Here is a 21,079-nt window from a genome sequence, read left to right on the forward strand (position 1 = left end):
TAATAGCATGATAATTACTATAATAATTTAATCCGATAAATTCACCCAATCCAAGTATAATAGGCCCTAAAATAATCAAAAACAGTAAATGACTTTTTCTATATTTTATATACTCAGTAGCTAATACACTCCTCATACACTTACAGCACCTTGTCCAACGATATCTAAATATGCTTCCTCTAAATTCTGCTTTTTAGTTTGGAAAGATTGAATGAAAATCTGATTAGATACTAGTAAGTGTTGAATATCATTAAGTGATTTATCATCATAATATTCAACACTAAAGATATTATTATTTACATGGAATATATAGTTAGATTGTTCAAGTAATTTCTGAGTAAGAGCTGTATTATTAACTGTAAATTCAACAATATTTAATGATTGTTTATTTTGTAGAGAAGATAATAAACCTTGGTACTTTATTTCTCCTTGATGAATAATCCCGATATGATCGGCCATTTGTTCAACTTCACTTAGAATATGACTTGACAAAATTATAGTAGAATTAAATATACTTGGTGCCTTTTTTATAAATTCTTTTACTTCATAAACTCCCTGTGGATCTAATCCATTAGTGGGCTCATCTAATATTAATAATTCAGGGTTATTCATGAATGCAGCAGCTAATCCTAAACGCTGTTTCATACCAAGTGAATATTTTTTAAAGGTACGGTTTCGGTCTTCATATAGTTTAAATAAATTCAAAAGTTCCTTTATATGTTCTTTATCATTAATATTCTTCAATTTAGAAGCAATTAATAAATTTTCGTACCCCGATAAATGATCATAAAAGGTCGGAGCTTCAATTAATGAACCTGTTTTAGATAAGATTTCAATTCTATTTTTTTTGATATCCTTTCCTAATACTTCTACAGTTCCCTCGTCTGCTTCTATTAATCCTAGTATGATTTTAAAAAAAGTAGATTTACCCGCTCCATTCGGACCTAATAATCCAAATATTTCGCCCTTTTTAATAGTTAAATCAATTCCTTTTAAAACATGTTTGTCTTTATACTTTTTATGCAAGCCTTTAATATTTAAAACTTGATTGTTCATAATATCAACCACCTGAATTTAGAATTTTAAATCAATTATAAGTTTAAATTTCATCCTTATATTTACTTATTATTAATATTTTTTTACTAAAATCTCCAAATAGAATATAAAGCAAAGGTTAATACCCAGTTTCTATAATCTACATGTCCTTTTTAATATTTAACTGTCGTTCCACTACACGCTTTTACTACATGATAATAGTAATTCACTCACTATTATCATGTAGTAAAATAATAGTGAGTGAAATTTACAAAATACCATTAACACAGGTTAATTAAGAACAAAATTATTTAACACTATTTGTACTCTTATAACTATTAACTAATCCATATCCATATTGATCATCTTTACCAGTTGTACCTAAATCGGTAGCACCATCTTTTAAATACTTGATAGTTATATCTGCCGAAGGTTTTGTAGAATGAAGCTCATAATACCTTGAGATAATAGCTCCTAATGTACCAGATACTGATGGAGCAGATAAACTAGTCCCTAGGTTTAGCGTGTAGCCTTTCGGTGTATTTAGTTGAGCGTCCAACATAGTAGGTTCTAAATAAGTTGGATAGGTAGTACCAATTAAATAGGATGGATCAAATCTGAATTGATTATCAATAATTGTTCCATACGAACCACTTGGTGCACTAAAGTCTACCTCTGGACCAAAATTGGAGTAATTTACAAATTCATCGTTCTTGTCTGTTCCTGATACTGTCAATACATTACTTAATCCACCAGGTACATGAATTTTATATAGTACACCTTTCTCATCATCTACTTTTTCAAATGGTTTATCCAAGCTTATTCCTTCATTACCTGCTGAAGCAACTACTATAGAATTTTTTTCTTTCGCGTATTGAATAGCTCTTTCATACGCCTTTATAATTGCGTTCTCATCATCTAAATTTATAGCCTTATAAGTTCCTAAACTTAAATTTATTACGTCTGCTCCTTTATTTGCTGCATCAATAATAGCCTGTATAGTCCAAACTGATTCACCATCTTTTTTCCCTATAACTTTATATGGAGTAATAGTTATATTAGGAACAATCCCTTTTAATCTATCATGAGCTGCAATAATTCCTGCAACCTGAGTACCATGGCCATTTTGATCTAACAGATCCGGCTCGCTGGGAACATAGGATTTCCCTTCTAAATACCTGATACTATCCTTAAGTTCAGGGTGGTTATAATCTACGCCACTATCAACTAAAGCGATGTTTACATTTTTTTCTCCTAAAGTTATTTCGTGAGATTTATAATTATTAGTTACCTTGGCAATTTGCCAAGGTGGCGAAACGTTCGAGACAGGTTCATTAATAGTAATGGAATTCAATGTTCGTTTCGAAGATAAACTATATTTAAACTTATTATTTGCAAACTGCTCATTTGGGTTTAAAACCTTTGGATCTTGTAAAGTTAATTTAGCACTATTAGCAACATTTTCTATAGATGCTTTAAACTTAGTACGTATTTTACTATCTAAATCGGATTGAATATTACTCTTAGTTTCTTTATATGAAATCATTTGAATTTCTGGAGTATATTTAATCTCAATCGCGTTATTTTCCTTTAAAAATTTTACAATATTTTCCTTATTATTCTTTTGAATTTCGTTATCCAAAAGAATAAATTTATAATTATCCGTTGTCTCTACTTTTTCCGCTTTTACAGGTTGTGTAACTAAACTTAACAAGAATACGGAAAGTATAGTTACAAGAATTTTTAGCTGTTTCATGTATCCGTCTCCTTTTATAATTTAGCCTCTTCTAACCTTAAAATAGAAGGAATTGAATTATAGTCAGACTGTTGTAAAAGACCTACTCCAATCCCACTAAGGCCTGTCATTAAACCAAACGATTCAGTTCCCGTACTGACCCCTTGTTTCCAATTATGCGTTTTAGAATACTCTAAAAGTTGTATACCAATAGAATTTGCTCGTTCGTAAGATGTTTTATCTTGTAACACTTTTGCTGCATACAATAGAATGTCTAAATTTCCAAAATCCCCATGACATAGTGAACGATTATGACCAAACGATTTATCAATAGTGGTATCTAGAGCAGCATATATATTTTGATCAAGTATACTACTTTCATAATTACTTTCTTTTAACATTAGCCTACTTAATAAGATCCCTGGTGCACCATGACACCAAGCAACAGAGTGATTATCCTTAGAAGGAAGTTTCCAATTTTTATGCTTTGGATCATAGAAACTATTTTCATAGGATAAAACTTTATCTGCTAGTTTTAAAATATTGGGATTATTTATATATTGATTAGCTGCTACCAAAGCAGTAATAATACCTGCCGTTCCATGAGAATATCCAATCCATGAAATATCGTCTCTTTGTTTCCAAGAGACATGCCCCTCTTTTCCAGGATGATGATATGCAGCATTTATTAAGTATTCACTCGCTTGTTTGAGAAGTTTTAGATATTCCTTATTACCACTATCCTTATAAAGAGCTATTAGTACCCCGATTACCCCTGCAGTTCCATCAATAATATCAAATACTTTATCTTGCGATAATTTACTAACAACTATTTTCATAGAATCGAGTATGAGTTGTTCATATTGTTTAGTATGTGATAATTGATTAATATGATTTAAAGCATAAATTGAACCACTAACGCCACTAAAAGTACCAATATTAAACATTCTTTGCTCAGGTAATCCTTGGAGTGAATTAATTACAGGATAAATAGACTTCTCAGCCGTTAGTTTATAATCATTTCTTCCCGTCAAATGATATAAATAACTAAAGAATAGAGAAATGCCGCTTAAGCCATTATATAAATCTAAATCTACAGGATAAATATCCCATTTATATTCATTAGAGGCAGATATTACGGTACTAATCCAACAAAGATCAGATTGATTATTTCCTTCTATAGCATTAGCAATTAAATAATCACCTATATGACGTGCCTCAATTAAAAATTCCTTAGATTTATTAGCATGAATATTGACCTTGCGATATGGATCAATAGCTTGTTCATTTGCACCAAATGTAGCTGAATGTGCTAAAAAGCTCATTCGCATAATTCGAATTTGTTGTGAGCAATCTACAATATTAAGGTCATCGATCTTCTGTATTACAGCTTCTAAAGGAGATGACTCAAAATAGTTTTGAATACAAATTTGCTCTCTATGATATAAATGATTGCTACTCACCGTTGTATAAAAATATGGAATATCATCATTGAGTAGATCAGTTTTTTCGGATTTAATAATTTCTTTTGGTTTGTTCTCTGGTTCCAATGCCAGAGTGTGGAAATAAATATCTCGGTTATATCCTTTTTGTAAAAAATCAGGATGTTTACTTTTTCTTAGTAATTCACCGTATACAGCGGTAGGTCTTAGAATCATTCTTACTATCGTATTTTTAAATTTATCTGATATATAATTGCTATACTGTTGTTTATTATTTAAAATCCATTCATAAATATATTTAAAGCCATCTATTATAACGTCTACATGATCTTTATATGAAACTTTTTCACCTTTAAAAATCGGCTTATTTTTTTCAAATTCATTTACTTTAACATATTTATATTTTGCATCTACGTGCATCACATCTGTATTCTTTGCTTCTACTGAAGGTACCTTTAATGGATATAATTGATCATTTTTATCACTAAGGCCACTTAAATCAAGACCTTTATAGTTAGGATTATCGCTATTAAATGCAAGAAATGGAATAATTCCAGTAGATCTAACAGATCTATTAATTATATTTAGGGCTTTATTATGAGCAGATCCATTCTTTTCTTCTAATATTTTTGCATGGTGGAATAAAGATTCAAGGTCAATTGGAACTGGATACTCACCCATCGCTATAATATTCTCATAATGAAAGTCCACAGCATTTAAACTATATAAAACGCCTAATAGACTCCCCATTTTAAAATAAAATGATTTAAGTTGTTCTTCCGTTTTGCATTCTATATTCTCAATATATTCAACCCAACCATAAGAATGTTTATCGATGATTTTTGGTGAATACAGTTGAGCTTTATTATTAACTTGATTATTTATCCAAGCAGTTAAATCATTAAATGCCGCTTCGACACCAATTGATCGAGGCTTATAAATAAGTTTTATATTAGGAAGAAATTCAATTAATGACACCGTTTTGCCATCATTATGTTCATCACCAAGCCCTAATGTAATGGTCATTAGTTTATTTGTCTGAATATCAATATTAAATGTCTCTTGGATTTGTACCTTATCTTGTTCAAGATTATAGTAAAGAGTAATAATATTATTTGACCAATGGATTAATGTAGTTAACATTGTTCTATATAAAGCAGGATATGTATCCTTAAAATAAACAAAAAACTCATTTGTACTAATGTAAGAACAAAAATGATTGTAACGCTCTTCCGAGGTTTCCCCTTTTAAATTTTCAAGAACGCGTTGAATGTTCAGTTCTAATATTAATGTTTTGTGGGATAATTCATATAATCTTTTATACATATATTCTAGTGGTGCCAATAATTGTGACTCTTCAAAGAACGAATATGTATTCAATGATTTATGAACTTTAGAAAATGAGTAACTCATAAATTTTTTAAAAAAATTGTAAAAAGTTGCTTTTGATAAATGCTCTTCGATTGTTGGGGGAAATTCATATGTTTGGAAACTGTCAAACTCTGAGAAGGTTAATGATAGCAGTGCATCTACTTTATCTACACTGTATTCATCATGTTCTAATTGAGATAGAGTTGATAACTGAATACCTGAAAGATCCTTTAAGATCCCTTCAAATTTATTTTCATTGTTTTCAAATGTTTTTTTCCAATAATTTATGTAATCCGTAGAATATGGAACTATCTGATCATTAGTTTTTATTTCATCAATAAATGCACTATGCTTTACAGACACTTTACTACTCCTTTCATTAATAAGAGAAGTAGATTCTCTACTTCTCTTATATATTTTATAAAGATAATTAATTACAAGAAGGCATACATTCTTTTGTTAACGTACAGTATCCACCATTATTACCTAACCAGCTACTTAGACCTTCTGGCGTTACATCTCCTTCACCAGCACCAAATAGAGACTGAATTTCTTTAGAATCAACTTCTCCTGCTGGATGATTTGGTGCATCCTCGTTTTTAGAACGTTCTACTGGATTTTTCCATGCTTCTACTACTTTTTTTGATGAACTCATATTTAACACTCCTATAAATTTTATTATTGTTTTATATATAATTAGTTACAAGAAGGCATACATTCTTTTGTTAACGTACAGTATCCACCATTATTACCTAACCAGCTGCTTAAACCTTCCGGTGTTACATCTCCTTCACCAGCACCAAATAGAGACTGAATTTCTTTAGAATCAACTTCTCCTGCTGGATGGTTTGGTGCATCCTCGTTTTTAGAACGTTCTACTGGGTTTTTCCATGCTTCTACTACTTTTTTTGATGAACTCATATTTAACACTCCTGTAAATTTTATTATTGTTTTATATAAATAATTAGTTGCAAGAAGGCATACATTCTTTTGTTAACGTACAGTATCCACCATTATTACCTAACCAGCTACTTAAACCTTCCGGCGTTACATCTCCTTCACCAGCACCAAATAGAGACTGAATTTCTTTAGAATCAACTTCTCCTGCTGGATGGTTTGGTGCATCCTCGTTTTTAGAACGTTCTACTGGGTTTTTCCATGCTTCTACTACTTTTTTTGATGAACTCATATTTAACACTCCTATTAAATTTTATTATTGTTTTATATATATTATTAGTTAAATAAAAATATATTTTTTAATTAAATTATGTTATCTATATAGAAATTAACATCTACTTGTGCATTTTGTTGTTGGACAAAGACTTGCTGTAACCGCAATAGTAGCTCCAATAATTGTTGGTGTTGCTGGCGTTGTTTCTGGGTTTACATCTCCCGCTCCCGCTACTTTCTTTAATTCATTTTCATCGATTGAACCGATTAATTCTTTCGTATCGAACTCCTGATTACGTAATTTAGCTAATTTTTCATTCTTTGACATATTGAACATCCTCTCAATTTTTTAATTTATTATTAACAACGGCTTGTACATTTTGTTGTTGGACAAAGACTTGCTGTAACCGCAATAGTAGCTCCAATAATTGTTGGTGTTGCTGGTGTCGTTTCTGGATTTACATCCCCCGCCCCCGCTACTTTCTTTAATTCATTTTCATCGATTGAACCAATTAATTCTTTCGTATCGAACTCCTGATTACGTAATTTAGCTAATTTTTCATTCTTTGACATATTGAACATCCTCTCAATTTTTTAATTTATTATTAACAACGGCTTGTACATTTTGTTGTTGGACAAATACTTACTGTAGCTGCAATAGTAGCCTCAACGATTGTTGGTGTTGCTGGTGTCGTTTCTGGATTTACATCCCCCGCCCCCGCTACTTTCTTTAATTCATTTTCATCGATTGAACCAATTAATTCTTTCGTATCGAACTCCTGATTACGTAATTTAGCTAATTTTTCATTCTTTGACATATTGAACATCCTCTCAATTTTTTAATTTATTATTAACAACGGCTTGTACATTTTGTTGTTGGACAAATACTTACTGTAGCTGCAATAGTAGCCTCAACGATTGTTGGTGTTGCTGGCGTCGTTTCTGGATTTACATCCCCCGCTCCCGCTACTTTCTTTAATTCATTTTCATCGATTGAACCAATTAATTCTTTCGTATCGAACTCTTGATTACGTAATTTAGCTAATTTTTCATTCTTTGACATATTGAACATCCTCTCAATTTTTTAATTTATTATTAACAACGGCTTGTACATTTTGTTGTTGGACAAATACTTACTGTAGCTGCAATAGTAGCCTCAACGATTGTTGGTGTTGCTGGTGTCGTTTCTGGATTTACATCCCCCGCCCCCGCTACTTTCTTTAATTCATTTTCATCGATTGAACCGATTAACTCTTTCGTATCGAACTCCTGATTACGTAGTTTAGCTAATTTTTCATTCTTTGACATATTGAACATCCTCTCGATTTTTAATTTATTCTGGATAACGAGTTATACATTTCACTTTATGGTGCAAAAATTAATACTTACTTCAAGATTAACTGCGATAGTTATAACCTCAGTTGGTATTGCTCCTGGGTTCACATCTCCCGCTATCTTTTTTAGTTCATTTGCATCGATTACACCAATTAGTTCTTGTATATCAAACTCTTAATTACGTAATTTAGCTAATTCTTTATTTTCCGATGATTATTTTCGAATATTGCGAAAATAATCATCGGATTACTCCTAATTTCATTAATAACGATTACTGCTGGGTTTAGATATTATAGAAAGTAGTTTATATTGCCTTCTATCCCAGCGGCACTATCCTTTTTATACCTTTAATATAAAGCTGTCTGTTTAATCCATTGTAAGACTATTAAAGGCATCATTATTTTCTTGAAATCAAATGATAACTGAATTTGATCTTCTAACTCTCCATGTATGTGTAATTGCTTTTGTAAGGCTAACATACACTCTGTAGTTTGATCCTGTAACCTTGGATACATAAATTCTTTTGAATGATGAATGCTTGTACTTTGGTTTATCATATATCCAATAGCTATAGGCCCTTTTTTTTCACCTATTCCTGCTTTAAATTCTTGAATATTGATGGCTTTTAAATGAATAAAATGATCATTATGAAAATCTATTGCATAAGCACCTGGGGTAGATAGACCAGTTACAATATTCGGTTGGAACACAAATAGAATAGGTACCAAAGCTGTAAATGTTTGACTGTGAAATGCTTCATATAGAATTTGTGCTAAGGTATCAATATGAATAAATGGTTGAGCTAGACTAATCGATTCTTTTTGGGATGCTTGTTTATTCAATAGTTGTTTGTAAACATGATATGGCAATACGTCTTGTTCATTCGAAAAGTCTTGTAAAAGTTGATTATTTTCCCTACCAAGATCCAAATGATAATTTATATTGTTTATCATATCTATAGAATTTTTTGTCTCTAGCATCAGATTAACTACCTCCTTGCTGTCTAACTTTCTGTACCTAAAATATACGTGTTAATTTATGTTAATAACAATTAGTAAAATTCAGTTAAAAATATTTAAAATTATTGTTGTTTTTTTCTATATTATTTTACATGTTTTGTAATTCTGGGAAGTTTCTATAGAATTTAACCTGGTACAAATAAAAATTTTGTTATCATTGAAAATAAAATTAACTACTTAGTTCCGTTTAAAGCAAAGTTAATATAATAAAAAAAACAGGTGGAATTTACTTTCCACCTGTTTTTTATCTATGTATTGATTAATAAAGGATTTGTATTTGAAGGGAATTTTGAATATGGGGGGTTAATTAATCAGCATCTGGAGTAATATCAGCGTAGAAAGTTGGGATGTCTTCTATACTAGTTTGTGCAGCTACATTTTGTGTAGTATCTGTACTAGTTATATTTTCAGATAAGGCAATGCCGGATAACATAATAGCTGTAGTAAGAATGACATAAATTTTTTTGATTTTCATAATTCCAACCTCCATTAGTAGTTGCTTTGTTAATTTAAATACTAATGGATGTCCTTTGTTAAACGGAATTAGTAAAAATTTCCGATTTATAATTCACTTTTTTTATAAAAACAAGTTACCTATTTAACCAATTTTATTTGTAACTTGTCTCATGAAAAATTAACCTTGTACACATAAAAATATTAACCTTGTTTGAATACAAAGTTAACTGATTAATTTAGTTTCAAACAAAGTTAATATAATAAAAAAAACAGGTGGAACTTACTTTCCACCTGTTTTTTATCTATGTATTGTTTAATAAAGGATTTGTATTTGAAGGGAATTTTGAATATGGGGGGTTAATTAATCAGCATCTGGAGTAATATCAGCGTAGAAAGTTGGGATGTCTTCTATACTAGTTTGTGCAGCTACATTTTGTGTAGTATCTATACTAGTTATATTTTCAGATAAGGCAATGCCGGATAACATAATAGCTGTAGTAAGAATGACATAAATTTTTTTGATTTTCATAATTCCAACCTCCATTAGTAGTTGCTTTGTTAATTTAAATACTAATGGATGTCCTTTGTTAAACGGAATTAGTAAAAATTTTTGATTTATAATTCATTTTTTTTATAAAAACAAGTTACCTATTTAACCAATTTTATTTGTAATTTGCCTTATGTTAAATCCTATTAATCCAATACCTACTATTACTATAGAATCACATAGAGGGGATGTTGCGGATATCATTACCAAGATCCTTGATTAATCTCCCTCTATATATGTATTTTTAGTTTGTTTTAATTCGTCGAACTTTCAATTGATATTTTTAGATATTTTGCTGACATTTTATAAGCACGATTATCAAAAAAATAGTCTCCTAGTTCATGAGCCAGTTCACTTACTAAAGGATATTGTTTCTTTTCTAAACCGATTTCAATTGCTTTTTGCATCTGTTTTTCATATCCATAATCATCTCCTCTTAATTTAGATATCTTCCCCTTCAATCCATATAGTTGAACATTAGCGTAAGGTACATCAGAAATTGATAATAACTCAAACGCTTCATCCATAAATTCATTAACAGTTTTCCAATCTTTAAATTCTATATGAATCTCTATTAAGCTTCGTAATGCGTATACCTTTTGATGTTCTTGTTGGAGAAACTCACTTAATTGCAAACATTCTTCATAGTACTTAATAGCACTTGTATAGTCTTTCAAATCTTGGTAAATTTTACCATAATTGTATGAAATGATAGGCGAATATACAGAATTGTCATTATCTCCCAATTCATATTCTGCTTGCTGTAAGCATTCAAGAGCCCTGTCATATAATCCATCTAAATCATACAGTATTGCGAGCATTAACAAAGTATCTATTACTTTATTCTTTATATTAAATCTCAAAAATATTTTGTAAGCTTTCTGCGCATACAAACGACTAATGCTTTTATCTTTATACAGCGCTTTATTTACAAGACACAGATTATAATATACACTGGCGTGTTGAGTAGTTTCTTCTAGATCAAGTAAACTCTCTATCTTCACGTAGATTTCATGTGCAGCCATATAATCTTGTTTATTATAAAAATAATAACCTCGAGCCATTAAATAATATATATAATCTTCAGTATACTGGGGGTCTATTTGATTTGGAATAACTTGCACAGCCTGATTTACAATTGCTTCTACATATACTAAGTTATTATTTCGGGAATGATAGTATATTAAAACACCATAAGCCTTTAATAATAAAAGAATAGAGTCTATATCACGAACATACAGTTCTAAAGAAGATAGGTCTTTTTCACTTATAATTTTATCATTTTTATACTTATTACATATTTCAAGAAGCATAGGTTCTATATCCTCATAATCTGCATCTACAAGAAAATTGTAATCAACATCTAACTTTTCAGCGACCTTTTCTAAAAAGGAAGCTGAAGGTTTGATTTGTCCATTTTCAATTCTGCTTAAATACGTTATAGAGCATATTCCTGATACTAATTCCCCTTGCGTAAATTCTTTATGTATACGGATTTGTCGAATACGTTCACCAATATTCATATTTCCAATCCCTTCTTCTAATAACTTAATTGAATTATTTTTGAGTAATATTATATGTATGAATTACCACAATAGATACATTATTTGATTTTAAACAGGGAAATAATATTGTATATTCCCCTATACATATCAATCCAAATATGAAAAACAAGATTAATACAATACAGCTGTAACTAATTACTTTATTTATCAATACTTGTTTTAATGCAACTGAAATGTTTAACGATTATTTTATACTATTGGCTTTCCTTTTCCCCCTCTTACATTTCTATATTATACCAATTTAATAATAATCATGCTTAAAAAAATGCATCTTTTATACCTTCAAATTTTTGAGATAAAAGCCCTGTGTCAAAAAACGATAAGCACTTACAAGACTTTATATGTTGTAAAAATTTTCTCAAATACTCAAACATGTAAAACACTACAGAAAAAACTATTAAAAATCCGCAAATTTTTTTATCAAATTTTACTAATTGTTATTAACATAAATTAAAACGTACATTATAGATATAGAAATTCGATTAGTTAAAAGAGAGTTATTCTGATGTTAGAAAAAATTTTTATAAATACGATAAGCAACGTTATATTTATAAACTCTTAAAGAATCTATCACTTCAGTTTACTCGTTTATTTATATTAGTACATTGGTATAAATTTTAATGGATATTTGTTTTATTGCTGAAACATGTTATAAAAATACGTTGAAGGAGAATGCTATATGACGTTACAACATGGCACATATTTATTAGAAAGAGAAAATAAAGAAAATACATTTGATGAAGAGCGATATCAGAAATGGTTAAGTAAGACAGGATTAAATAAATCAATTATTGATACTCTAATTCAGGAAAACAATATAGAGTTAGAATATTTCAAAACTGTTTTATCAAACAAAGAGAATCCTGAGTTAAATACTTCTTTAGAATGGATCGCTATTGTCAACAAATTAATAAATGATAATACATATTACAATAAAGATATCGAATACTTAGAGGGATTTGAAAATATTCCATTTTTCGCATTTTATGTTCCATTCTTTAACTATAGTTTGGAAGTAATATCAAATAAATTTAAAGGGGTTCATGAAGAAAAAATATTCTCTATTAATATAGAAAACATTACAAAAAGTATTCTATTAACTGTAGCTGATAGAATTGGCCAAATTGGATTAAAAGTATTAATAACAGAGATTAATATGGCGAGAACTGGTGATTTACTAAGTGGTGAGACTGAAAAGGAAAGATATGCTAGCTTTATTAATGAATTTCTTCAAGATAAAGAGTATATCCAGAACCTATTTAACTCTTATCCTGTAATGGTAAGACTAATGGTAGAAACTGTGCATAGTACTGTAGATGCAATGTTTGAGATAGTCTATCATTATGCGGAAGATCGAGATCAACTAGTTGAAATTTTTGGTGGAGATTTCAACATTTTAACATCAATTGACTTGGGCGCGGGTGACACTCACCAAAATGGAAGAACTGTAGCTATGCTAAACTTTAATAATAAAGGGAAATTAGTATATAAACCTCGCTCGTTAAAAACAGATGAACTATTTAATGAACTATTAATTTGGATTAATAAAAAAGGATTTAAAAAACCATTAAAAAACTTAACAGTATTAAGTCGAGATGAATATGGATATCAGGAGTTTATTTCAGGAAGTGAGTGTAATACCCCGCAGGACGTTGAAAACTTCTATTATAGACAAGGTGGATATATAGCTTTATTTTATATACTAAATTCTACAGATTTCCACCATGAAAATATTATTGCTGATGGTGAGTATCCTATATTTATAGACCTAGAAACACTATTTAGTAATTCAATTGAATTTAATAATGAACTAACAGATAATAAAAGTGCTTTTTTAAAATTATCATTAAACATTAAAGATTCTGTTTTTCAATCGTTAATGCTGCCTGTAAAATTCAGTGATGATCCTCTTATTGATTATGATCTAAGCGGTTTAGGAATAAGTGGTGAACTAGAAGTAGAGCCTTCTGCAGTAAATGCATTGGATAATGTATATAGTGATCAGATTAAAATGGTTAAACAAAAAGTTAAATTAAAAGAATTCAATAATACCCCACGAATTAAACAAAAGAAAACAAATGCTAGTGATTATATTGAAGAAATTATTAATGGGTTCACGGATATGTATAAATTAATATTAAATAATAAGAAAGAATTCACATTAGATAATGGGCCTTTATACTCGTTTAAAAATACCTTTGCAAGACAAGTTTTCAGAGCGACTGAGGCGTATGCAAGATTTGTATCGGCAAGTATTCATCCTAATTACTTAAAAAATGGAATTGATAGAGAAGGCTTATTTTATTATCTATGGCATGGTATTAACCATCAACCGAAATTCAGCCGAATTGCAAAGTATGAAATACAAGACCTTTTAAGAACTGATATACCTTACTTTACCTTCAAAGTTGGTTCAACAAGTTTATTTAGTTCAGATAAAATCGAAATTAAAGACTTTTTCGAAAAAACTTCGATAGATGAAATAAAAGAAAAGCTAAATAAATTAAGTGACCTAGAACATGATCAACAAGTAGAATTTATAAAGCAATCTCTTGGCGCAATTGCTACAAACGAACAAAAAGAATACACTCCGTACGGCTATAGAGAGGTTGAAAAGAGTCTTTTAGATACCAAAGAATATCAAAAAGATCAATTTCTGAATGAAGCAAAAAAAATAGGCGATGAAATAGTGAATCGTGCTATTGTAGGTGATAATTTCAAAGATGCATTGTGGTTTGGGCTTAACTTAGATAATAATGAACAATTTAAATTATCCCCTATAAGTATTGATTTATATAACGGTAGCTTAGGAATAGTACTATTCCTTGGAGTACTAGCAAAAGAAACTAATGATGAAAAATATAAGAAATATGCTGTTGCTGGATTGAATTATATTGAAAATAAGTTAGCTCATACAAAATTACAATCGACTTCAGCATTTTCAGGGTATAGCTCCCTTTCATACGTATACGCTTATTTAGGAAAAATTTGGGGCGATCAAAAACTCATTAATCAATCTAGAGAATATATCAATAAAATTGATTCGCTATTAATTGAAAATGAGACCACATATGATTTTGTAGGTGGATTAAGTGGTTCCCTTCTTGTATTAGTCCGACTATATGAAAAGTTTAATTTTACTGAATTAAAACCTATTTGCGATTTAATATCCCAGAAATTATTAAATCAGGCTTCTGAACAAATAAAGAATAATACCTTGCTCACTGGATTAGCACATGGTGCTTCTGGATACGCTTGGCCATTACTAGAATATGCTTATAAAATGAATCAGAATCACTTACAAAAGGATATATTAGAAATATTAGATTATGAAAATAGCAAAGTAAATGATAATCAAGATAATTGGTTAGATTTAAGAGAAAATGAAAGCTTTGACGCGCCAGCATTTTGGTGTCATGGGGCCGGTGGAATAGGCATAAGTAGATTAATGATGTCTCAAATTATTGCAAATACTAATATTAGCGGTGATTTACAAAAATGTATTAATGTAATCATGACTAAAGGATTTGGTACTAGTAATACCTTATGCCATGGTGACTTTGGAAATCTTGATTTTCTTTTAACTTATGCTCAAGTTACAAAAAATAATGAGTATATAGAAATCTCAAGAGAAATCGGTAAACATGTATTAAAACAAAAAGAAGAGAATGAACAGTGGAATTTAGATCAACACGGCGATGTAAATATCTTAGGATTCATGATCGGAACTTCGGGTATAGGCTTTGAATTATTACGTTTAAATAACCCTGATATTCCTTCCGTGTTAAGTTTAGATTTACCGTAAGTTTAAAGATATTTCTATCACTCGTGATTATGTAACTGAAAATATAACAATTAAACTGCTTTTATAGCCAAAAGTTAAACTAATAGGAGTCACCATATCAAAGAAAGAAAATTGTACATTCGGATACAATTTAGACACAAAATATCCGGTTCCTTGTACGCTAAGGGATCGGATATTTATTTTACTGTTTTATATAGCGTACAATTTCTCGCTTATTTAGATACCATAGAACATTAAAAAATATCAACTTGTACTACATTATCTGTTGTAGCATTAGAGCTTCCTGTAGTTACTTTTAATGAAATACAGTCACCTGCTTGAAATGTCATAGAAATATTATTATTGATATTGGAAGTTAGGATACCAGTTAGTGTAACGGTAAGAAGTGTATCTACAACATTTTTAAATCCAGATTCAAATGCGAGTGTTGGAAAAATTACATATCTTTAATATCGTCTTTTGAGATACTTTAAAATAACATATCGAGCCGTTTCGTTTACCTTACAAAGATGTTAGGCGAATATAAGGTTAATAAAAATATAGAATAGGAAAAAAGAGAGTGTAGGGGGATATATATGAACAAACCAGTTGTAGTCGTTAAAGACGTTCAAAAAGTATACGGTAAAAAAGGGGAAAACCAATCACACGCATTAAAAGGTGTGTCGTTCTCGATTCAAGAGGGGGAATTTGTTGGAATTATGGGACCCTCTGGTTCAGGGAAAACAACGTTACTAAATGTAATTTCAACATTAGATAAAGCAACAGGCGGTGTTGTTGAAATTGCCGGTGCGGATATTACAAAGATGAAACAGGGTGAACTTTCTGATTTCCGTTCGCAAAAATTAGGGTTCATTTTCCAAGACTTTAACTTATTAGAGAACTTATCTATTTATGAAAACATTGCACTTCCGCTTTCACTTCAAGGTGTTCCATCACGTAAGATTGGACCGAAAGTAGAGAAAGTAGCGGATATGTTAGGAATTTCAGCTATACTTCAAAAATATCCATCTGAAGTATCTGGTGGACAGAAGCAACGTTCAGCAGCAGCGCGTGCGCTTGTGCATGAACCAGCTATCATTTTAGGAGACGAGCCAACAGGAGCGCTTGATTCTAAAAATGCCACGAGTCTTTTAGATGCGATGACAAACTTAAATGAAGAACAAGACGTATCAATCATGATGGTTACACATGATCCATATAGTGCAAGTTACTGTCAGCGTATTTTATTCATTCAAGACGGAGTGTTATACAAAGAAATTCACCGCACTGGTGCACGTGAAGTGTTTTATAAAGAGATTTTAGATGTACTTGCAGACTTAGGTACACAAAAAGCATAAGAAAGAAGGTTCAGGCATGTTATTTAAACTTTCTATGTCAGGACTAAAAAGTAAGCTAAAGGACTATATCGTCTTACTTGTTGGTCTTGTCATGTCCATTTCAATTTTTTATATGTTCCAAACATTAGCGTTAAACGAAGCCTTTCTTAAGGCAAACTCTATTATTAGTGAAATTGGAATAGTATTCCAAGCTGGTTCAATCTTATTAGCAATTATTACATTCTTTTATATTCTATATGCAAACTCATTCTTATTATCGCTTCGTCAAAAAGAATTAGGTATGTATATGATGTTAGGGGCAAAAAAATCTAAGGTTACATTCCTTATGTTCATCGAAACAATTGTTTTAGGTGCGGCCTCCCTTGTAATCGGGATTGCAGTAGGTGTAGGGCTTGCACAAGTAATTGGTAAACTACTTATGCAACAACTGGATTTTACTTCAGGTGGTTATGAAGCGTTTTATGTTTCTTCCATGATTGTTACTTGTGTTTTCTTCTTTGTGCTATTTGTATTATCAGCAATTATGAATAGTATTAAACTATCACGTATTACAGTTCTACAACTTGTACATGCAGATTCAAAAACAGATAGTGTTTCTGTAAAAGGTGCGAAGACTGTTATCTTTGCAGTATTGGGGATTATTTTATTAGCAATTGGCTATGCTTCTATGATTTACATGGATAAGTTAAAGCTAGCTGGGATTTTTATTGCTTTAATTACTGTAACGTCTGGAACTTACATGTTATTTGGAACGTTCCTACCTCTTATTATTAAAAAGATGAAAAGTAATAAAAAACGTACTGAAAAAGGACTTAATGCTTTTACATTTGCACAGTTAAACTTCCGTATTAACAGCTTAACAAAAGTACTAGCGACAGTAACAATGTTAGTTGCGCTTGGAGCGGGGGCAATCTCAGGTGGTATGGCATTTAAAAATAACGTTATGATGAATGTAGATACTCTTGCGATTTATGATGTTACGATTCATAATCCAACGACTGAAGAAAAGAAAATCTTAAATGATATTACATTTAAAGAGAAAAGCGAATATCGCTATAAAACAGATGATAAATACGTTTATTATGTAAAAGAAGATTTAGAGAAACACCGTCCTTTCGTAAAGGATGTTAAATATATTAAAGAAGGAGTAAAAGATCCTGCTAAAGTGAAAAAAAGAGCTTCTGAAAAACTACCAACAGGAGAGATTTCGAAAAATACCGATAATTTAATTTCAGCAGAGTGGAAAGATGCCTTCGGAACGCTGGAGCCCTCTTATGTGCATCCCGATCAAACAATTAAAATTGTCGATCAAAAAATATATGATAGCTTAAAAGATACAGAAGGTAGTGTATTCATTGGAAAAACAGATAATTTCTTAACATACACAAAAGAATGGGAAAAAATTGACGAGTTACAGTTAACCAAATATAAAAATCTAAAAATTGATGATATACCAAGTAAATACGCGATATATACTGGTTTTTACGGCATTTCGAGCGGGACAGTATTTATGGGCTTCTTCTTAGGAATTGCTTTCTTAGCAATGATGGCAAGCTGTTTAATGTTTAAAATTCTATCTGGTGCATCAAACGATATTACGCGTTATCAAATGCTTCGTAAAATCGGTGTGCGCCGTGAATTATTAACAAAGTCAATTTATAAAGAAGTATTCTTAATATTCCTATTCCCAGCGATTGTAGGGATTGCACACGTATTAGTTGGTATGAACATCTTTTCGTTTATCCTAATCGATCCATATTTCCGTATTTGGCTTCCAATAATAATTTTCATAGTCATTTACTCAATTTACTACTTCATTACAGTTCAATTGTATAAAGGCATTGTTATTCCGAAAGAAAACTAAACATAAAGTAACTTCAAAATCAACTTTTATTGTATATTTTGAAGTTACTTTTGTTTAGTCCACTTTTTTCAGCACACTGCATCTAGATAATAAATCTATCAATCCCAACAAAACTTTATTAATTTCCTCTTTATTATTTAAACCCATGTTAAAAAACGTTTCTAACAAATAACAAAGATAACCATCAGAACTTCGAATATCCTCTCGCACCTCACCATGCATTTTAAAACATCCAATTTTTCCCTATTACAAACAATTTAATAGAACGCTCACTACTCTTTTTACCGATGTCTAAAAAAGCATCTAATAAAAAAATCCAGTAATTTAAACAGAACATACTATAGTAACAATAAGAATACACCTTTTAAAGAACAAACAATCGATCATAAAAATAAAATCTAAACAGCCTCCAAACAAAATAAAAGGCCAACAAATAATTTCACGTACTGTAGTTCATACAGAAAAACCAAAAGGGAAAAAACTATAATAGAAATATGTATTGGCATAGTGGACAAAGTACCAAATTAGCCCGTATTTAGTGTGATAGAATCACTGTTATCCCTTGGGAGTAGATCATATAATCGCTCTGCAGCTCCAGGGACGATTGATTGAATAAACTCCAAGTACAACTCTTTTTGTTCTGTTGTACGACCAATAGCATTATTAAAAAGCAACAACAAAGTAGACAGTCCAGTTTGTCGTTGACTACCTTTACCGATCACATGGAGATATATTTGCTTTGATTTCTTTAGCACATTGTTTAACGTACTTCTTGGAATTCGCAACACTTCACATATTTCTTTTTGAGTAAAATATAAGAATCCTTTTTCGGTATTTTTTTGCACGTTTAAGAAGTCAATGATATCTTGTTCCCACTCATACCAATGACTACGCACACGATCCTTGCGTGCTTTCTTATGTTTATACCAATACTGTGATGGTACTAGAGTTGAAAATGTTACCTTTCTATCTGACCAAATTTCTAAAATTTGATTGATGTACTCTTTGTTTGCGCCTTTATATTTACCTGAAAAAGCACTACGAATAGCCTTTTGAATACTTGAATTTTTCAAAGGGCTTTTTAGGCTTGTATTAAATTCATCCAGTAAATTATATGCCTCATCTTGAGTCATTCTTGAAGAATAGCATGCTAACGCGAGCGTAAATACAGCATTATCACGTCCAAATACACCTTTTTGACCTCTGATATGTGTGCATGCTAATACCTTTTGCACCCATCCTTCAGTAATTTGCGTAGTTTTAATTTGCTTATTTGAAATAACCGTAAATAAACTTCTACGATGGCCGATATCTTGATCTTTAGACCATTCAATTAAATGAGATAAATTACATGTACTGTTTGCATCAAACCATACTATGTTCTCTTCATTTGGCATACGGAAGAACCCGAAGTCATTACATGTCAAATCAACACCAGGTAAAAGGTCGCTTAGAGCTTTTCTGATGTTCTCACTGATTCTTTTTGCACTACGTAATCCCCGGAAATCGTTCTTATTCGAAATAAATAATGGTTTATCCAACACAAAATAAACCTGGTATCCCTTCACACTTTCAACAATAACTGTAGGCATTCCTAACTGCTTGTCCATTGCTGCAAGTACGATTTCCCCTGGATTAAGATCTTTTGTATCAATATCAACAGTAAAGCAATTAATTTGTTTTAGATTTCGTTCTTCATGCCCTTTAATGATTTTTCTGTTTCTATCTATGTATGTTCCCACTCTAAAAATATTCGGAGTCCAATGTGTAGCTTGTCCAATATGGTCCAGTACTGTTTCTTGAGAAGTCAATACAACTCCCTTTGTACCATATGAGTTCGTTAAATCTTCTTTTGTACGTGTAATAAATACAAATCTGTCATCCATTTTGATACTAGAATCCTGAGAATCTAACATGGATATGCTAGCTCTTGAGTTTTTATATTTATATTTTCGTAACCCATCATGTAAAATCAATTCGATTGCTTGCTGCGCTTTATCCATGTTAAATCTCCTTTCCACTAGATTTTTGACAATAAAAAAGGTGAGCAGTTATAACACTGCTCACCTCAAAAATTCTCCGGAAAGTAGATAAAAGACAGACTTTTCTCCGTATTCGAACAAACTTAAATACGGATTTCTACCTTTACAATCTAGCTCTAATTAACTATACTAAATACAGATATTTTTATATCTCTAATAACATAGTTAACTAGAACGGACGGAGAATTTTACATACTGGTCTTGCAGTGTGTAAATGGAATACAAGTTGTTGACAGCAACGTGTATTCACCGGGGAGTAAAGTTATTGTCAGTAACTCTACTTTTTCTGTCAGATTGGGACCTGAGAAATCTCAATTAGACAGCCGTTCTTTTTTTTATTTATTTTTTTACCATTT

20 protein-coding genes are annotated in these 21,079 nt (G+C 30.8%); 3 read left to right on the forward strand and 17 right to left on the reverse strand.

The annotated features are described in order from the left end of the window. Positions 1–132: 132 nt before the first annotated feature. From QCI46_RS29605 to QCI46_RS29680, 16 genes are all read right to left on the reverse strand, one after another. On the reverse strand, positions 133–1,056 hold the full coding sequence (locus QCI46_RS29605) for an ABC transporter ATP-binding protein (protein ID WP_097889997.1): 924 nt from the start codon (positions 1,054–1,056) through the stop codon (positions 133–135). A 286-nt stretch (positions 1,057–1,342) separates the two neighbouring features. After that, a complete protein-coding gene (locus QCI46_RS29610) occupies positions 1,343–2,791 on the reverse strand; it encodes a S8 family serine peptidase (RefSeq protein WP_353842189.1) in 1,449 nt (482 codons plus the stop codon). Between the two features lie 14 nt (positions 2,792–2,805). Further along, positions 2,806–5,946: a type 2 lanthipeptide synthetase LanM family protein gene (locus QCI46_RS29615; RefSeq protein WP_353842190.1), complete on the reverse strand. Its 3,141-nt coding sequence runs from the start codon at positions 5,944–5,946 to the stop codon at positions 2,806–2,808. Positions 5,947–6,013: 67 nt separating this feature from the next. After that, a complete protein-coding gene (locus QCI46_RS29620) occupies positions 6,014–6,238 on the reverse strand; it encodes a lichenicidin alpha family lanthipeptide (RefSeq protein ID WP_033692916.1) in 225 nt (74 codons plus the stop codon). 41 nt (positions 6,239–6,279) lie between these two features. Next, positions 6,280–6,504 carry a lichenicidin alpha family lanthipeptide gene (locus QCI46_RS29625; RefSeq protein ID WP_033692916.1) on the reverse strand — a complete coding sequence of 75 codons (225 nt, stop codon included), beginning with the start codon at positions 6,502–6,504 and terminating at the stop codon, positions 6,280–6,282. Positions 6,505–6,547: 43 nt separating this feature from the next. Then, positions 6,548–6,772 (reverse strand): lichenicidin alpha family lanthipeptide, encoded by a 225-nt coding sequence (locus QCI46_RS29630; protein WP_033692916.1) that lies wholly within the window; start codon positions 6,770–6,772, stop codon positions 6,548–6,550. Positions 6,773–6,868: 96 nt separating this feature from the next. Then, positions 6,869–7,081, reverse strand: coding sequence for a class II lanthipeptide, LchA2/BrtA2 family (locus tag QCI46_RS29635; RefSeq protein WP_033692917.1), 213 nt, complete (start codon positions 7,079–7,081; stop codon positions 6,869–6,871). 32 nt (positions 7,082–7,113) lie between these two features. Next, complete coding sequence (locus QCI46_RS29640) at positions 7,114–7,326, reverse strand: class II lanthipeptide, LchA2/BrtA2 family (RefSeq protein WP_033692917.1); 213 nt, start codon at positions 7,324–7,326, stop codon at positions 7,114–7,116. A 32-nt stretch (positions 7,327–7,358) separates the two neighbouring features. Next, positions 7,359–7,571: a class II lanthipeptide, LchA2/BrtA2 family gene (locus QCI46_RS29645; protein WP_000041628.1), complete on the reverse strand. Its 213-nt coding sequence runs from the start codon at positions 7,569–7,571 to the stop codon at positions 7,359–7,361. A gap of 32 nt (positions 7,572–7,603) precedes the next feature. After that, entirely contained in the window at positions 7,604–7,816 is a 213-nt protein-coding gene (locus tag QCI46_RS29650) for a class II lanthipeptide, LchA2/BrtA2 family (RefSeq protein ID WP_000041628.1), read from the reverse strand. Positions 7,817–7,848: 32 nt separating this feature from the next. Continuing rightward, positions 7,849–8,061, reverse strand: coding sequence for a class II lanthipeptide, LchA2/BrtA2 family (locus tag QCI46_RS29655; protein ID WP_000041628.1), 213 nt, complete (start codon positions 8,059–8,061; stop codon positions 7,849–7,851). Positions 8,062–8,112: 51 nt separating this feature from the next. Next, positions 8,113–8,253, reverse strand: a complete 141-nt coding sequence (locus QCI46_RS29660; RefSeq protein WP_194956682.1) for a class II lanthipeptide, LchA2/BrtA2 family — start codon at positions 8,251–8,253, stop codon at positions 8,113–8,115. A gap of 182 nt (positions 8,254–8,435) precedes the next feature. Beyond that, on the reverse strand, positions 8,436–9,068 hold the full coding sequence (locus QCI46_RS29665) for a hypothetical protein (RefSeq protein WP_353842191.1): 633 nt from the start codon (positions 9,066–9,068) through the stop codon (positions 8,436–8,438). 346 nt (positions 9,069–9,414) lie between these two features. Next, positions 9,415–9,582, reverse strand: coding sequence for a hypothetical protein (locus QCI46_RS29670; RefSeq protein ID WP_176546183.1), 168 nt, complete (start codon positions 9,580–9,582; stop codon positions 9,415–9,417). 342 nt (positions 9,583–9,924) lie between these two features. Beyond that, a complete protein-coding gene (locus tag QCI46_RS29675) occupies positions 9,925–10,092 on the reverse strand; it encodes a hypothetical protein (RefSeq protein ID WP_340439301.1) in 168 nt (55 codons plus the stop codon). Positions 10,093–10,364: 272 nt separating this feature from the next. After that, the gene (locus QCI46_RS29680; protein ID WP_097889983.1) at positions 10,365–11,633 is read right to left on the reverse strand and encodes a helix-turn-helix domain-containing protein; all 1,269 of its coding nucleotides are present in this window, start codon (positions 11,631–11,633) and stop codon (positions 10,365–10,367) included. 721 nt (positions 11,634–12,354) lie between these two features. On the opposite strand from QCI46_RS29680, the gene QCI46_RS29685 reads away from it, so the two are divergent. The 3 genes from QCI46_RS29685 (at position 12,355) to QCI46_RS29695 (ending at position 18,681) form a co-directional block, all read left to right on the forward strand. Further along, a complete protein-coding gene (locus QCI46_RS29685; RefSeq protein WP_353842192.1) occupies positions 12,355–15,480 on the forward strand; it encodes a type 2 lanthipeptide synthetase LanM family protein in 3,126 nt (1,041 codons plus the stop codon). A 575-nt stretch (positions 15,481–16,055) separates the two neighbouring features. After that, complete coding sequence (locus QCI46_RS29690) at positions 16,056–16,817, forward strand: ABC transporter ATP-binding protein (RefSeq protein WP_097889985.1); 762 nt, start codon at positions 16,056–16,058, stop codon at positions 16,815–16,817. Between the two features lie 16 nt (positions 16,818–16,833). Beyond that, entirely contained in the window at positions 16,834–18,681 is a 1,848-nt protein-coding gene (locus tag QCI46_RS29695) for an FtsX-like permease family protein (protein ID WP_353842193.1), read from the forward strand. A gap of 524 nt (positions 18,682–19,205) precedes the next feature. On the opposite strand, the gene QCI46_RS29700 is transcribed toward QCI46_RS29695, so the two are convergent. Then, positions 19,206–20,684, reverse strand: a complete 1,479-nt coding sequence (locus QCI46_RS29700; protein WP_330939300.1) for a primase C-terminal domain-containing protein — start codon at positions 20,682–20,684, stop codon at positions 19,206–19,208. Between the last annotated feature and the right edge of the window lie 395 nt (positions 20,685–21,079).

Origin of the sequence: Bacillus cereus group sp. RP32 (assembly GCF_040459735.1) — a bacterium.
Taxonomy (GTDB): domain Bacteria; phylum Bacillota; class Bacilli; order Bacillales; family Bacillaceae_G; genus Bacillus_A; species Bacillus_A wiedmannii.

Excerpts from the sequence above, each read along its gene's own strand:
- QCI46_RS29605 (WP_097889997.1), bottom strand. The coding sequence starts at position 1,056 with ATGAACAATCAAGTTTTAAATATTAAAGGCTTGCATAAAAAGTATAAA.
- QCI46_RS29610 (WP_353842189.1), bottom strand. The coding sequence starts at position 2,791 with ATGAAACAGCTAAAAATTCTTGTAACTATACTTTCCGTATTCTTGTTA.
- QCI46_RS29620 (WP_033692916.1), bottom strand. The coding sequence starts at position 6,238 with ATGAGTTCATCAAAAAAAGTAGTAGAAGCATGGAAAAATCCAGTAGAA.
- QCI46_RS29625 (WP_033692916.1), bottom strand. The coding sequence starts at position 6,504 with ATGAGTTCATCAAAAAAAGTAGTAGAAGCATGGAAAAACCCAGTAGAA.
- QCI46_RS29630 (WP_033692916.1), bottom strand. The coding sequence starts at position 6,772 with ATGAGTTCATCAAAAAAAGTAGTAGAAGCATGGAAAAACCCAGTAGAA.
- QCI46_RS29635 (WP_033692917.1), bottom strand. The coding sequence starts at position 7,081 with ATGTCAAAGAATGAAAAATTAGCTAAATTACGTAATCAGGAGTTCGAT.
- QCI46_RS29640 (WP_033692917.1), bottom strand. The coding sequence starts at position 7,326 with ATGTCAAAGAATGAAAAATTAGCTAAATTACGTAATCAGGAGTTCGAT.
- QCI46_RS29645 (WP_000041628.1), bottom strand. The coding sequence starts at position 7,571 with ATGTCAAAGAATGAAAAATTAGCTAAATTACGTAATCAGGAGTTCGAT.
- QCI46_RS29650 (WP_000041628.1), bottom strand. The coding sequence starts at position 7,816 with ATGTCAAAGAATGAAAAATTAGCTAAATTACGTAATCAAGAGTTCGAT.
- QCI46_RS29655 (WP_000041628.1), bottom strand. The coding sequence starts at position 8,061 with ATGTCAAAGAATGAAAAATTAGCTAAACTACGTAATCAGGAGTTCGAT.
- QCI46_RS29665 (WP_353842191.1), bottom strand. The coding sequence starts at position 9,068 with ATGCTAGAGACAAAAAATTCTATAGATATGATAAACAATATAAATTAT.
- QCI46_RS29670 (WP_176546183.1), bottom strand. The coding sequence starts at position 9,582 with ATGAAAATCAAAAAAATTTATGTCATTCTTACTACAGCTATTATGTTA.
- QCI46_RS29675 (WP_340439301.1), bottom strand. The coding sequence starts at position 10,092 with ATGAAAATCAAAAAAATTTATGTCATTCTTACTACAGCTATTATGTTA.
- QCI46_RS29680 (WP_097889983.1), bottom strand. The coding sequence starts at position 11,633 with ATGAATATTGGTGAACGTATTCGACAAATCCGTATACATAAAGAATTT.
- QCI46_RS29685 (WP_353842192.1), top strand. The coding sequence starts at position 12,355 with ATGACGTTACAACATGGCACATATTTATTAGAAAGAGAAAATAAAGAA.
- QCI46_RS29690 (WP_097889985.1), top strand. The coding sequence starts at position 16,056 with ATGAACAAACCAGTTGTAGTCGTTAAAGACGTTCAAAAAGTATACGGT.
- QCI46_RS29695 (WP_353842193.1), top strand. The coding sequence starts at position 16,834 with ATGTTATTTAAACTTTCTATGTCAGGACTAAAAAGTAAGCTAAAGGAC.
- QCI46_RS29700 (WP_330939300.1), bottom strand. The coding sequence starts at position 20,684 with ATGGATAAAGCGCAGCAAGCAATCGAATTGATTTTACATGATGGGTTA.